Here is a 13,861-nt window from a genome sequence, read left to right as displayed (position 1 = left end):
CGCATGCAGCCTCGGTTTGACCTCTTTCAAAATGTTTTGGCTTTCACTCATCGATTCCTCCCATTTTTTGCTCGTGTTGGGCCGACGTTACCCATTGCGTCTTAGCCGAACCGTTTTCCTGCATTCGCGTCTTCCGCCAGAACCAGACTTGCGGGCGGCGCACCGCTCTCGTCGCCTCCTACGATTGCGGAAATGTAAGTCAGGGCATTTTTCATTCCGTTCATAGTGTAAGGCTTTTCAATTGCACCAAGGGCACCGGCAAACCCTTCCGGGATCTTCTTAATATTGCCGCTGACAAAGACATATGGAATGCCCGCAGCTGCTAGTTCGCGACCCACGTCGATCCCGGTCGGGCCATCCATGAGGTGGATATCGACGAATGCGAAATCCGGCTTCGACGCGTTGCGGCTCGTTTCGAGCGGCGGCGCTCGATCTCGGCATGTCGACCACGGCCATCAGCAGCGCGGTGGGCAAGCTCGAGCGGGAGCTTGACGTGCGATTATTCAATCGCACCACGCGCAGCGTCTCGCTCACTTACGCGGGGCGCATCTTCGTCGCACAGATCAAGCCAGCACTCGAAGGCATCCAAAAAGCGATGAATACGGCGCGCTCCCAGCAGGAGACGCCGTCCGGCATCTTGCGCATCAATGCCTTCGCGACGGCAGCGCGCGAGATCATGGTGCCGCTGGTCCTGAGCTATCTGCAGCTCTATCCGCAGGTTCACATCGACCTCGTCACCGAGGGGCGGCTTGTTGACGTCGTGGCGGCCGGCTTCGATCTGGGATTGCGCAGCGAAGATCTGGTACCCAGCGACGCGATCGCCATACCGCTGGGTAAGATGCGACGCATGGCGGTTGCCGCATCTCCCGCCTTATTCGAAAACAGGGCGATCCCCCAAGTGCCGCAGGATTTGCTCTCTTACCCTTGCGTTCGCGGGCGGCTTCCCAATGGCCTAATGCTCCGATGGTGGTTCGAGAAGGGCGGTGAAGAACTGCAGCTCGACGTCGAGGGGCCGATCACTCTTGACGAAGCATCGCTGGCGCGGATCGCCGTGGCGAACGGCGTGTGGATCGGTTATTTCATGGAAACCGATGTCCGCGAAGACTTCGCAGCGGGAAGGCTCGTTCGCATTCTGGAAGACTGGACGCCGCCGCTGGTGCCGCTGTGCCTCTATTTTCCAATCGGCGCAATTCCTCCGCCGCCTTCCAAGCCTTTATCGCGCTTGCGCGCGACTACGCGGCCGGACGGCTCACGCAGCCTTGAGCCTGCTGCTGCGCGTAACATCACAGTATTCCCAAATGAGACCGCCGATTTTGCCTCCGGTGGAGGGCATTTCGCGTTTCTATCAAGACCGTTGCAAACATGACCATTCAATGCGACCAACGCATGTAAGGAAAACGACCGTTTACCTGACATCCTTAAACGCTTCCCAAAAAGCATTATCTTGGCTTGATATTGATGTCCGGCCCGCGTGCGGTAATCAACTGTCCGGAAATCGCTGTGAAGGGAAATCTGATGACGAAGCTCTTGAAAGGACTCGAACCACTGATCGCGCCTTGCATTCGCTAAGTATCTGATAATGCGCCCACTTGATACTAGCGAGACCTGGCTGCGGCGTAAGCTCTATTGTGGACCTTAGTCGGCTTGCGCGGCATGTCAACGGATCGCTTCAAGTCGATACCGACCAGCCGGAGAAACCAAGCGAGCAACCGAGATTACATTCCGGTTTGAAGTGAGGCGCACGTGGATGGACAAACACGGCTTGGTCGGAAGGATCGCAAGGAGCGTCTGTTCCCATCCCTCTGGCGAAACCGCTTTTATGGAATATTCGTTTCTGGCACCCTGCGCGGCCTCTAGGAGATAAGAAGTAGGCGTACGCTCGGTGAAATCCTGCGCGAGGTAGGCAGGAACGGCGCTTGGAAGTACGAAGCGATCTTCCAACTGCACCGGAACATTGTCTTTGTGATGCAGGATCACGGAATGAAAAACTGTGGAGCCGACCTCAACCCCGAGTTCATTGCCGATCTCGAAACTGGCTGGATTTTCAGCCAATGTGATAACATTGGCCGTATGAATTTCTCCACTCTGGCGAATATCTTCAGCAATATCGAGCATATCGAGGACCGCCGGGAAGCATTTTGGTTTGGCTACGAACGAACCGATTCCGGGTATCCGCCGCAGTACGCCTTCGCTTGCAAGTTCGTACAACGCGCGCTCAGCGGTGGTCTTGCTGACTCCATACGATACCACGAGTTGATTTTCGGACGGCACACGGTGGTGTGGCGGCCATTTTCCGGTACGGATGCACACAAGAATAAATTGTTTAACGTCCTTATAGGTTCGTAACCTTCCTGCCGGATTTGGACCGCTTATGCGGTTATCCTGCCCGCGCGGCGTTTCCACGGCTTACCGTCCCTTGAACTGCGGCCGTTCCTTTGCGGCAAAGGCACGCATCCCCTCCGCCCGGTCGTCGCTTGCCGCAATCAATGCGGACAGCGAACGCTCGTAACGAATGCCAGCGGACAGCGGAGTCTCGAAACTTTCGAGAACAGCGGCCTTGGCCATGGTGACTGCGATGGGGGCAGCTCGAGCGATACGCTCGGCGATCGCGCAGGCTAGATCGGCCACCGTCTCGCCATCGACGGCGATGCTGCTGATCAGGCCGCAGGCCCTTGCCTCCTCCGCGTCGAGCTTTCGCCCCGCCAAGACCATCTCCATCGCCATGGACTTGCCGACGGCGCGCACGAGGCGCTGGGTTCCGCCGGCGCCGGGTATGGTGCCGATTGCGGTTTCCGGAAGGCCGAGCACCGCCGTGCGATCGGCGACGACGATGTCGCAGATCAGCGCCAGCTCAAGACCGCCGCCAAGGGCATAGCTCGAGATCGCAGCGATGAGCGGCTTGGTGATGGCCGCCACCTCGTCCCATTTCTCGCTGAAGCCGCTGGTATAAAGCTCGATGGGAGTGGCGGCGGCTAGCGACCCGATATCGGCGCCGGCGGCAAAGCCGCGCTCGCTGCCGCTAATGACGATCGCCCGCACGGAGTGATCCGCCTGGCAGTCGCGCAGCGCATCGACAAGCCCGGTCAGCATCTCGATGTTAAGCGCGTTTCGCTTGGCTGGCCGGTCGAGGATGACGCGCGCGAAGCCGCGTTGCTTCTCCGTTTTGACGAGAGATGATGTCATGGCTTGCGCCTTTCCGTCAGCAGGCGGACGGTATCGTCGCGGCGCGCGATTGCAGCCGCGATCTCTTCAGCCGTCCAGTCGTAAAAGCCGTGGCCGCTCTTCGTTCCGAAAGCACCTTCCTCACACAGCCGGCGAACCAGGGAGGGGATGCCTTCGCTGCGATCGAGCGCCGGCATCAGAATGCGCGACACTTTCTCGACCGTGTCGAGACCGGCCAGATCCATCAGCCGCAGCGGCCCTGCCGCAGACCACCGCGGCGCAAGCGTCGTTTCGACCGCCCGGTCGACATCCTCGATGGAGGCGGCGCCTACTTCGACGAGATGGAGCGCCTCGCGCAGGATCGCGTATTGCAGCCGATTGACGACGAAACCCGCTATATCGGTCTTCACCTCGATCACTTCCTTGCCGATATCGGCGCAGAGCGCGCGGGCGCGTTGGACGACCTCATCCGAGGTTTTCTCGCCGCGCACGATTTCGACAAGCGGCATGACAGCCGGCGGATTGAACCAGTGAATGCCGACAACCCGCTCCGGCCAGGCAAGCCCCGCCGCGATCAGGGTGATCGGAACGCTGGAAGTATTCGTTGTCAAAAGGCAATCGACCGGCGCCATGGCTTCGATCTCGCCGAAGACGCGCTGCTTCAGCGTAACGTCTTCCGCGAGATTCTCACTGACGATGCCGGCGCCGGCAACGCAATCCTCCATCGAGGTCGTGTACGTGACCGCCGCTTCGCCAGCGATGGCGACGATCCGGCTCCGCGCCTTGTCAAGCGTCTCCGAGCTGCGGGAATAGACGGCGACGGGATAGCCTTGTGCTGCAAACACGCCGGCGATGCCGGCACCCATCGTGCCCGCGCCGAGGACGGCGACCTTCGGCCCGGTGCGGGTCTTGTCGTTGATGTCCTGCGCCATGGTCAGATGACTCCCCGCAACCGGAGATTTTCGATATCGGGGCCGGCCAACCCCAACTCATCGCTCAAGACTGCATCAGTATGTTGACCCAAGGTCGGCGCGGCATAATCCCCGCCCGAGGTAATGCCGCTGAAGCGAACCGGCTGCGGCATGACCTGGAATTCACCGGCATTGCGATGCTCCACGGTATGCAATAGCTGGCGGTGCTGCGCATGCGGCGTAGCGAGCGCCTGGGCGAGATTGTAGATCGGCGCGGCCGGGACACCCGCCTCATCGAGGAGCTGCGTCACCTCCTCCGTCGAGCGGGTACGCGTCCAAGCCTCGATGAGGGCTCGCAGCTCCTCCTGATGGCCCTGCCGATCCGGATCCGTCTTGAAGCGGGGATCCTCGGTCAGACTCGGATTGCCGAGCGCGCGCGCCAGTCGGGCAAAGAGCGCATCGTTGGCAACGGCGATGACAACATAGCCATCGATCGCCTGATAGGAATCCATCGGCGCACTGATCGGATGTGCGTTGCCGACGCGGCCGGGAGCGCCCTTGCCGCCTGTGATCTGCGACAGCGAGACCATTTGCAGGGACATGATAGAATCGAGCATGGCGACATCGACATGCTGACCCTTGCCGGTCCGATCGCGCTGAAACAGCGCCGCAAGCGCGCCCCAGGAGCCGTAGATGCCGGCGACAACATCGCCGATCGCATCGCCCACGCGGGTCGGCGGCCCATCCGGCCAGCCGGTGACGGTCATGATGCCGCCCATTGCCTGGACGACATGATCGTAGGCGGCACGGTGGGCAAGTGGCCCGTCCTGGCCGAAGCCGGAAATACTGACATAGATCAGGCGCGGATTGAGTGCTTTTACGGCCTCGTAGTCGATGCCCAAACGCGCTGTGACGCCCGGCCGGAAATTTTCGACGAGAATATCGGCCTGCTTGATCAATCCGAGCAGCAGTTCGCGGCCCTCGTCCGATTTCAGATCGAGCGTGACGCTCTTCTTGCCGCGATTGACCAGCATGAAATAGCTGCTCTCGCCGCCAACATGCGGGGAGAAGGCGCGGGAATCGTCGCCATGATCGGGGATTTCGATCTTAGTCACCGTCGCGCCGAGATCGCCGAGCATGGCCGAGCACAGAGGCCCCGCAAGCACGCGCGCCAGATCCAGCACCTTTATTCCATCGAGCGGCCGTACGGCCTGCGTTGTTTCGGTCACGGAAGTCTCCAAGCTCTTAAACGTTGACTGCGAGGGCACGGTCGACGGCCCCGGCGATGGTGCCGTTGTCGATGAGGTCGCGAACGGCCTGTAGTTCTGGGTACATGGCGCGGTCGCCGTCGCGTGGCGGAACGACATGCCGGATCGCGTCATACGCCGCACCCGTACCCCTCCCCGGCCGCAAAGGCCGGTGAAATTCCAGCCCCTGGGCGGCACAGATGAGCTCGATCGTCAGGATATCGGCGAGATTGTCGGCCGCTGCACGCGCCTGCATTGCGGCGGAGACGCCCATGCTCACATGGTCCTCCTGGCTGGCGCAGGTGCTCACCGTGTGGACCGAAGCCGGCGCCGCAAGGCTGCGATTGTCGCCGGCAATGGCAGCGGCCGCATAAGGCGGGATCATGAACCCGGAATTGGCGCCGCTCGCGCCCATGAGGAAAGGTGGCAGCTCGCTGATATGGCCATTGGTCAGGCGGTCAGACCTTGCCTGCGACATGGTGCTCACATGGGCGATTGCGATCGCCAGCACATCCAGCGCCAGCGCCGTTGGCGCGCCATGGCCGTTGCCGCCGGGCAAAGGCACGAGCTCCTCGTCTTCGATGACGAAAACGGGGTTGTCAGTCACCGAGTTGATCTCGATGGTCAGGACATCGCGGCAATAGGCGAGCGCATCGCGCACGCTGCCATGGACCTGCGGAATGCAGCGCAGGCTAAGCGCATCCTGAAGGCGATGATCGCGGTGCTTCGCCAGTACCTCGCTATCCGACAACAGGCTTCGCAGCCGGCTCGCCGTCTCGACCTGTCCAGGATGCGGCCGCATCCGCTGAAGGCGCTCGTCATAGCCGCGGCTGTTGCCTTTCAGCGCTTCCAGGCTCATGGCGCCGGCGACATCGGCAATCGCCACCAACTGCTCAGCCTGATGGACGGCGAGTGCGCCCATGCCGGTAATTTCATAGGTGCCACTGATCAGCGCATGCCCTTCTCGCGGACCGGGCGCCTTGATGGCAATGCCGGCGCGGGCCATCGCCTCACGTCCCGAAAGCAGCTCGCCTTCGTACCAGGCGCGTCCCTCGCCGAAAATGACGAGACCGATATGCGAGGTGGCGATCAGATAGCCGACCGAACCTTTCGCAGGCGACCAGGGGATGACGCCGCGGTTGAGCATCTCGCTCATGGTCTCGACAAGCCCGGCGCTGACGCCGCTGCAGCCCTGCAAGAGCGCCTTGATCATCGTCGCCATGATGGCGCGCACGGCCGGCGGATCAAGCGGCGTGCCCATGCCGCTCGCGTGGCTGAGCAGCATATTGAGCTGCGCACGGGAAATATCCTCGGGCTCAAGCTTCACGGTGTAGAGGTCGCCGACTCCCGTCGTCAGGCCATATATCGGCCTGTTTGCCTCAATGGCTTGAAGCAGAAGAGTCTGAACTTTGCTCATGCCGTCTACTGCATCGGGGCAAAGGGTCACTCTTGCTCCGGCGGCGATGTCCGCGATATCCTTGATCGTGGTCGGCGACGCGCCGAGCCGAACGGTCGTGGAGTTCTGTGAACGTTTGCTGCTGTGTGGCATTCCGGTTTCCTTGGGCGGACGCCGGCTTTCCCCGTCTGGAGACAAGCGGCCTCTCTACTTCCCTCTGTCCAGGTGACGGCGGCCGAACATGGCTCGGCCGCCGGGATATCGATTAATTCAGCTTGTTCTTCGCCAGCCAATCGCCGGCAACGGTGTCGAAGCTTTCCTGATTGGCGAGGCGGCCGTTCATCTCGATCAGGTCCTCGGTTGTCAGCGCGGCGGAGACGGCATTGAGCGTCGCGGTGACCTTGTCGCTGACCTTGCTAGTGGCGATTATCGGCAGGATGTTCTGCGCCGGGAACAGGTTCTTCGTATCCTTCAGCGCGACGAGCTTGCTCGCCTTCATCGCCGGATCGGTCGAGGTCATATCAGCGGCATGAACCTGACCATTGATCAGAGCCGAAAGGGTCAGCGGACCGGCCACGTCAAGGGTTTTGAAATCCATGAATACCAGGCCATAGACGTCCTTCAGACCGACGACGCCTTCCTTGCGCGTCTTCCATTCCGGCGGACCGCCGAGGATGAATTCGCCGGCGACCGGCTTCAGATCCTCGATCGATGTCAGGGAGTATTTCTTGGCGGTTTCTTCGGTGACGGCAAGCACGTCCGAATCCTGGGCATCGGATGCGGTCAGCATCGACACGCCCTTCGGCAGCACCTTGCCGAGCGCCTCGACGACATCCTTCGGGGCATGCGCGGTGGCGCTCTTGTCGAGATAGCTCAGCGTCGCGCCGGCATATTCGGGAAGAAGGTCGATCGAGCCGTCGAGCAGCGCCGGCATGTAGACTTCACGGCTGCCGATATTGAGCTTCGTGTCCACCTTCATGCCCTTGGCAGCGAGCGCCAGGGCATAAATCTTGGCAAGAAGCTGGCTTTCCGGGAAGTCCGCGGATCCGACGATGATCGTATCGGCATCCGAGCGTGGCGTGCTCGAGGACAAGGGGTCTTCAGCCCGCGCGAGCGGAGCGACCGTGAGAAGGGCAGAAATGGCAATAGCGCCGATTGCAAGCATGTTTCGCTTTATCATAATCGTTCTTCCTAGCTGTTCCGTTGTTTTTCGTTTGCAAGCTGGCGTCGGCTGGCGACGCCTTTCACAGTCCGGCGCGTCAAGCCGGGCGAGACTGCGATCCTGGATGCGAGGCCGAAGAACAGGTCGACGATCAGGGCGAGAACACCCACGAGAACGGCGCCAGAGGCCATCTGCATGTAGTCGTTTTGGGCGCGGCCATCGATGATGAGCCGGCCGAGGCCACCAAGCGAGACGTAGGCAGCGATTGTCGCTGTCGAAATCACCTGCAAGGCCGCACTGCGGAAGCCCGAAAAGATCAGCGGCAATGCACAGGGAAACTCGACGGTGAGCAGCAAGGCGAGTGGTCTGTATCCCATGCCTCTGGCCGCATCGACAGCCGCCGGATCCACCGAGGTGATTCCGGAATAGGCGCCCATCATGATCGGCGGCACCGCGATCAGCACCAGAACGGCGATACTCGGCACCAGATAGGCCAGGTCCGATTTGAAATAAGGCCCGACGAGAATGACGAGCAGGACGATCAGGCCGAGGCTCGGCAAGGCGCGCGTGGCGTTCGCAAGGCCGGCGATCAGGAAAGTCCCCTTGCCGGTATGCCCGACATAGAGGCCGGCAGGCAGGCCGATGAGCGCCGCGATGAAAAGCGAGATGAAACTATATTGCAGGTGCTGGGCAAGAAGGTTCGGGATGCCCTCCGAGCCCTGCCATTGCGCTGGATTGAGAAACCATTCGATCATGAGCTCACACCTTTCTCGGCCGCCAGGGCGTCAGCCAGCGATTGAGCAGGATGACGAGACCGTCGAGGACGACGGCAAGCAACAGGCAGAGCACGATGCCGGCGATCAGCGGCGTGACGAACCGAAGCTGAAGACCTTGCGTGAACAGCAGCCCGAGCTGCGGTGTCCCAATCAAGGCAGCGACGGAAACGATGCTCACATTGGAGACGAGCGCCACGCGCAGACCGGCGGCGATAACGGGCACGGCAATCGGCAGCTCGACCATGAAGAACCGCTGCAAGGGCCGGTATCCCATGGCGGTGGCGGCCTGCAGCGTATCCGGGGGCACGGCGCCGAGGCCATCGCTGACTGTGCGGACAAGCAGGGCCAGTGAATAGACCGTCAGTGCCACAACCACGTTGAGCGGATCGAGGATTTTCGTGTGCAGCACCAGAGGCAGAAGAACGAAGAGCGCGAGCGACGGAATGGTGTAGAGCAGGCCCGCGACCCCGAGGATCGCCGACTTGAACAGCCCGCTCTTATGCGCCAGCCATCCAAGCGGCAGCGAAAGAATGAGAGCGGCGATGACGGGAATAACGGAAAGACCGACATGCCACCAGAACAGGTTGGCAATATTTCCGGACTCACGTAGCAGCCAGTCAAACCGCATGGTCCGCTCCCTTCACCGAAGCCGCCGGATCTTCCGATCCATCCAGCAGCGCAACCAGATCCGCAACCCCGATGGAGCCCATCAGCTGGCCCTTGTCGTCGACGACGACACCGCGGCGGCTGGGCGAGCTCAAAGCCGCGTCGAGAAGCTGTCGTAGCGAGCCGTCAGCCGAAGCGAGCGTGCCACTGAGATTGAGGTCGCCCATCCGGACTGGTCCCTGCAGGCTTGCCGGTTCCGTCCAGCCAAGCGGCTCTCCGCGCTCGTTGGTGACAAGCAGCCATCGATCCTTGGTAGCACCTCGCGCTGCTTCCGGCGTATCGCCGAGGCGCACGGTCGGCTCGGTCTTGACAGCCAGTCGTCCATTGGCGCCGACGAAACCCAGGAAACGATAGCCTCGGTCGCGGCCGACGAAATTGGCGACGAAGGCATCGGCCGGTTTCGTCAGCAGCTCCTGCGGCGTCGCGATCTGCGCGAGCTCGCCGCCGACGCGCAGGACGGCGACCTGGTCGCCGAGCTTCAGCGCCTCGTCGATATCATGGGTGACCATGATGATGGTCTTGCCCATTTCTCGCTGAAGACGCAGGAACTCGTCCTGAAGCTGTGTGCGGACGATGGGATCGACCGCGCTGAAGGGCTCGTCCATCAGCATGAACTTGGGATTGGAGGCGAGCGCGCGCGCCACGCCGACGCGCTGCTGCTGGCCGCCCGAAAGCTGCCAGGGATAACGGTCCGCAAAGCTTTCCGAGAGACCGACACGCTCGAGCAGCTCCAGCGCGATCGCGCGGGCCTGCTTCTTCGGCGTGCCGTTCAGGCGGGCGGTCGTCGCAACATTGTCGATGATCGTCCGGTGCGGGAAGAGGCCGGCATGCTGGATGACATAGCCGATCCGACGCCGAAGCACCGCTTCGTCCATCCGCGATGTCGGTTCGTCGCCCAGCCGGATCGTACCGGAGCTCGGAGCCACGAGGCGATTGATCATGCGAAGCGATGTGGTCTTGCCACATCCGGACGGCCCGACAAGCACCGTCAATTTACCGGTCGGCGCCGTGAACGACAGTTCGTTCACCGCCACAACATCGCCGTGATAGCGCTTCGTCACATTTTCGAAAGTGATCAACCTGGCTCACCATACCTATATGTACTTGTATATATAGGTTACATAAAAGTGAGGGGCGCGCAACCGGGCAAGGCCAGTTTTTAGCCTTTGTGGTGCATTGCACATAAAATGTGCGATTGGAGGATGGTGGCGCTTAAAGACGCGCCACAAGCTGCATCAAATGCGCTACCACGGACGCCAGGTTTCCCCCGGTCGATGCGCCAATGCTGGGATGTGGATGGCCAGCAGCGCTCGTTCCAAGATCAAAGCTGCCGCCTTCGCGCCGGTCATCAGCGGCTATCTTGAGTGATGAAAGTATGGCGGGTCCCCGGATGGATGAACCGTGTGAATGTTGTGACATCATCACCGACCCAAGTCTTTCTCGTGACAACAAGGCAAGGATCACTCTCGTTCAGTTCGAGAAGTTGTGCTTCTCTGGCAGTTGGAAGGACGGCCTGGATCTCGTTCTCGGTGCGCGTTGGAAGCGCGATCGACTGGAGATAATCTGTCGTGGAATAACTGGTGAAGTTCTGGTTGAGATAGCCGGGAGCGAAGCCAGGAGACACAAATCGGTCTTCTAGTTGCACCGGGCTGCCGTTTGCGCAGTAGACGATAAGCGAGTGGAAGATGGGAACCCGAGCTCTTGTTCCCATTCGCTGAGCAACGTCGGGCGGGACACTTGTCTGCTCGACGGCGTGCACGCGAATCGATAGAACTTCTCCGCGGTTTCGTATGTCGTCCGCAATGTTGTGCAACAACACGAAAGTAGACGAAGCTCGGGGCGGAGCAACAAACGTTCCAACGCCGGCAATCCTCTGCAGCACACCGCTCACGGTCAGCTCACGCAGCGCGCGATGGGCGGTCAATCGAGATGATCCCAACTCAGCGGCAAGCTGGTTTTCGCTTGGTATTTTCGCGCCGGGCCGGAATGTGCCATCCGCGATTCGTTCTAGCACATGGAGTTTGATTTGTTCGTATAAAGGCTGCGGCTGCGAGAGCATGCAATCTCCATGTAAAAATTCAAGGCGAGCGCTTACGCCAGCGAGTTCTTTTCTTTTTCGCTGACAATGCAACCTTATAGCACGTGAACTTGTATAGGCGATGGCTCTTGGAGAACGACCCAAGGCCGACCGCCCCTGGTGATGTCAGATTAACTTTCCTTGAAGGCGTTCGCTATTAGCTGGCCGCCATGAACCTGAAACCGGTCAACCACAAACGGCATCGCTTTCACCCGACAGATCAAAAGGCTGTTGGGCGAAGAGGTGCACGACCTCCCCTCCCCGCTGGATCCGACCATTGATCGCCATCATGCTCGATCCCAACACGACGCGCCGACGGCGCTCGAATAACATGGGCCAGACGACGACATTTGAATGGCCGCTGTCGTCTTCAAGAGGTAAGGCGGCCATTTGAAGACGGTATCCGCGCTCACATCGAAGTGCTGAAGGAAATAATCGAGGACGCTAAGGCCTCCGGACAAGGTAGCAGGGCCATGGCGATACTTTCTCTCATGGTTGGCCCCGTCACGCTGTCGCGGATCGCAGAGGATGAGACTTTGTCGAAAGGCATTCTCAGTGCCGCGGCAGCAGAAATCCGGCGGATAGCTCGGGGCGACGGTGCCGCCTGAATGCCAAGGCGGGTTCAACGAGTAGGCGTGGCGTTGCCAGAGTGACGACTTCGTGGTCGATGGATCTGCTGACGATGCGGATGAGCGCGAGGTGCCCTAAGCAAGCTGTCATCGCGCGGTCGTCCAGACCGGGCTGAGGAATTCGATCTTGCAGCGTCAGTATTGCAGGGTGCTCAGATGCGAGCTAGACCGATCATATGCATGGTATTAGGCTGGAAAGAGCCCCGCGGCCACCGTGCAGGATACGATAACGAGCCAGATGGACGCCGCCCGCTGAAGTATCATTAGGCGCCTCTGGGTTCGCGCACCGACCTGCGTCAAGCTGCCGATCAAACCCCAAATCGCGGCAACGATGCTTGCCAGCGCGACAAAAATCCCTAGCTTTGGCAGGAAGTCCGGCGCGGTCGGCGAAGGTAGAAGAACAAGTCCGAAGACGAGGGCCTTGGGGTTAAGCGTCGTCGTCACATATATGCGTCCCGCGGTCACGCTGCGGTCCGTGATATCTTTGTTTTCCGCCACCCAAAGCTTTGTTGCGAGATACATAACCCAAATCGCCGCTGCGGCCTTCAAAATCAGGGCGGTTTCCGGCCAACGGCTGATCAGCGCTCCCCCAAGCCACGTTAGGGGCACGATCATAGTGAGGTAACCGAGCAGTTCGGCAGGGAGTAGTTTCGGAACGAGCCAAAAACTGTTGCGTGCCGATGCCAACCCCATCAGCGTATTGGTCGGCCCGGGGCTCAAGAGGAGAATGAACACCGCCGAGATAAATGCTGGATAGCTCATTGCAGGTCGTCTGTAGTGGTAGGGTCTTCAGTCAATTTCGATGGGGGTACAGGCAGGTGCTTGCCCTTGGCTTCTCTCAGGTCCAACTATCTGTCTCGTCGTTGTGAGGAATGCTCGACTGGCTTCCCGGACGCGAGCAGGCAATCGCAGCCGCCTTTGCGGCTCGTCGCATTGCCGCGTCGAGCGAGAGGCCTCGATCCAGAGCTGACGCGAGGACGCCTACAAAACAGTCGCCAGCTGCAGTCGTATCCACGACATCAACGCGCAGCGCCGGAACCCTTGCGTTCTCGCCGTTGATAAACGCTTCTGCTCCCTCTCCTCCCATTGTGCGTAGGACACCGGTGTTGAGAACATCAGACAAGGATCTCGCGCTCGGCTCGCAACCAAGCCAACCGGCAAGGGCTTCGGCCTCGTCTTCGTTCACGATTACGATATCGACGAGAGAGAGAAGGTCGCGATCCAGCCGGTAGGCCGGCGCGAGGTTGAGAATCGATTTTGCGGGATGGTTGGAAACCCGTCTGACTAGATTTTCGATCTGGGTAGCGTCGTTTTCCATCTGCATCAGGACGTAACCTGCATTTCCAAGCAGCTCATCTTCAACACCATCAGACTGGGCGACGAGGTTGGCGCCGGCTGCAACCGCAATCATGTTGCGGCCATTGGCATCGATCATTATCGCGGCGGAGCCAGTGGGTTCGCTCGATCGAACCACGCGGCTGATATCGACCTCGCCCTCCAAATTCTGAAGGGCGATGGGGGCCATGGCGTCGTCACCCACCGCCCCCGTCATGATGACTTTTGCGCCATCTCGCGCAGCCGCCAACGCTTGGTTAGCTCCCTTCCCTCCGGCCTCGGTTCGCGATCCGCGGGCTAAGACGGTCTGACCCGCCTGAGGTATTTCGTCGACCAGGTAGATGAGGTCAACATTGATTGATCCAAACGTGACGATCATAGGGTACCAATCCTCGGCTTACTTTTGGACGGCTGCGCGAAAACGTTCGGTTTCCCTGATGACCCGCCCTGTCAATGTGATCGTCGTCGGTCATCTGAATATCATCACCGGAACTCCATAA

The 13,861-nt window shown here is 60.4% G+C and carries 13 protein-coding genes and 3 pseudogenes; 2 read left to right on the top strand and 14 right to left on the bottom strand.

What is annotated here, in order from left to right; genetic code table 11:
• Nucleotides 1-101: 101 nt before the first annotated feature.
• Nucleotides 102-401: pseudogene (locus NE851_RS01340) on the bottom strand (response regulator); the annotation flags it as partial.
• Between NE851_RS01340 and NE851_RS01335 the strand changes: the two are divergent.
• Nucleotides 380-1,263, top strand: a pseudogene (locus NE851_RS01335) (LysR family transcriptional regulator). The pseudogenes NE851_RS01340 and NE851_RS01335 overlap by 22 nt on opposite strands.
• Before the next feature lie 393 nt (nt 1,264-1,656).
• Here NE851_RS01335 and hutC (NE851_RS01330) read toward each other — a convergent pair.
• The 11 genes from hutC (NE851_RS01330) to NE851_RS01280 all read right to left on the bottom strand — a co-directional run bounded on the left by hutC (NE851_RS01330) (nt 1,657) and on the right by NE851_RS01280 (nt 11,787).
• Nucleotides 1,657-2,373 (bottom strand): histidine utilization transcriptional repressor HutC, encoded by a 717-nt coding sequence (gene hutC, locus NE851_RS01330; RefSeq protein WP_438270072.1) that lies wholly within the window; start codon nt 2,371-2,373, stop codon nt 1,657-1,659.
• Nucleotides 2,374-2,406: 33 nt separating this feature from the next.
• Nucleotides 2,407-3,183, bottom strand: coding sequence for an enoyl-CoA hydratase-related protein (locus tag NE851_RS01325; RefSeq protein ID WP_183909637.1), 777 nt, complete (start codon nt 3,181-3,183; stop codon nt 2,407-2,409).
• Complete coding sequence (locus tag NE851_RS01320; protein WP_254955819.1) at nt 3,180-4,094, bottom strand: 3-hydroxyacyl-CoA dehydrogenase family protein; 915 nt, start codon at nt 4,092-4,094, stop codon at nt 3,180-3,182. Before NE851_RS01320 ends, NE851_RS01325 begins: the two co-directional genes overlap by 4 nt.
• 2 nt (nt 4,095-4,096) lie before the next feature.
• Nucleotides 4,097-5,302: a CaiB/BaiF CoA transferase family protein gene (locus NE851_RS01315; protein ID WP_254955817.1), complete on the bottom strand. Its 1,206-nt coding sequence runs from the start codon at nt 5,300-5,302 to the stop codon at nt 4,097-4,099.
• A gap of 16 nt (nt 5,303-5,318) precedes the next feature.
• On the bottom strand, nt 5,319-6,869 hold the full coding sequence (locus NE851_RS01310; protein WP_254955816.1) for an HAL/PAL/TAL family ammonia-lyase: 1,551 nt from the start codon (nt 6,867-6,869) through the stop codon (nt 5,319-5,321).
• A gap of 112 nt (nt 6,870-6,981) precedes the next feature.
• Complete coding sequence (locus NE851_RS01305) at nt 6,982-7,896, bottom strand: ABC transporter substrate-binding protein (RefSeq protein WP_254955815.1); 915 nt, start codon at nt 7,894-7,896, stop codon at nt 6,982-6,984.
• An 11-nt stretch (nt 7,897-7,907) separates the two neighbouring features.
• Entirely contained in the window at nt 7,908-8,633 is a 726-nt protein-coding gene (locus NE851_RS01300; RefSeq protein WP_183906513.1) for an ABC transporter permease, read from the bottom strand.
• A 4-nt stretch (nt 8,634-8,637) separates the two neighbouring features.
• The gene (locus NE851_RS01295; RefSeq protein ID WP_153368342.1) at nt 8,638-9,282 is read right to left on the bottom strand and encodes an ABC transporter permease; all 645 of its coding nucleotides are present in this window, start codon (nt 9,280-9,282) and stop codon (nt 8,638-8,640) included.
• Nucleotides 9,272-10,399 carry an ABC transporter ATP-binding protein gene (locus NE851_RS01290; protein ID WP_254955811.1) on the bottom strand — a complete coding sequence of 376 codons (1,128 nt, stop codon included), beginning with the start codon at nt 10,397-10,399 and terminating at the stop codon, nt 9,272-9,274. The genes NE851_RS01295 and NE851_RS01290 overlap by 11 nt, the downstream gene beginning before the upstream one ends.
• A 269-nt stretch (nt 10,400-10,668) precedes the next feature.
• Complete coding sequence (gene hutC, locus NE851_RS01285; protein WP_183909647.1) at nt 10,669-11,379, bottom strand: histidine utilization transcriptional repressor HutC; 711 nt, start codon at nt 11,377-11,379, stop codon at nt 10,669-10,671.
• 204 nt (nt 11,380-11,583) lie between these two features.
• Nucleotides 11,584-11,787 (bottom strand): hypothetical protein, encoded by a 204-nt coding sequence (locus NE851_RS01280; RefSeq protein ID WP_254956350.1) that lies wholly within the window; start codon nt 11,785-11,787, stop codon nt 11,584-11,586.
• Between NE851_RS01280 and NE851_RS01275 the strand changes: the two are divergent.
• Nucleotides 11,769-12,005, top strand: a pseudogene (locus NE851_RS01275) (TetR/AcrR family transcriptional regulator); the annotation flags it as partial. The gene NE851_RS01280 and the pseudogene NE851_RS01275 overlap by 19 nt on opposite strands.
• Nucleotides 12,006-12,212: 207 nt before the next feature.
• Here the strand turns inward: NE851_RS01275 and NE851_RS01270 are convergent.
• Both NE851_RS01270 and NE851_RS01265 read right to left on the bottom strand, forming a co-directional pair.
• The gene (locus tag NE851_RS01270; protein WP_254955810.1) at nt 12,213-12,788 is read right to left on the bottom strand and encodes a hypothetical protein; all 576 of its coding nucleotides are present in this window, start codon (nt 12,786-12,788) and stop codon (nt 12,213-12,215) included.
• Between the two features lie 76 nt (nt 12,789-12,864).
• Nucleotides 12,865-13,740, bottom strand: a complete 876-nt coding sequence (locus NE851_RS01265; RefSeq protein ID WP_183906517.1) for a ribokinase — start codon at nt 13,738-13,740, stop codon at nt 12,865-12,867.
• Nucleotides 13,741-13,861: the final 121 nt, after the last annotated feature.

It is taken from the genome of Rhizobium anhuiense bv. trifolii, from assembly GCF_024346605.1.
Taxonomy (GTDB): domain Bacteria; phylum Pseudomonadota; class Alphaproteobacteria; order Rhizobiales; family Rhizobiaceae; genus Rhizobium; species Rhizobium anhuiense.
The sequence above is the reverse complement of the archived record's forward strand: the minus strand, read 5'-3'. Positions and strand labels throughout refer to the sequence as shown.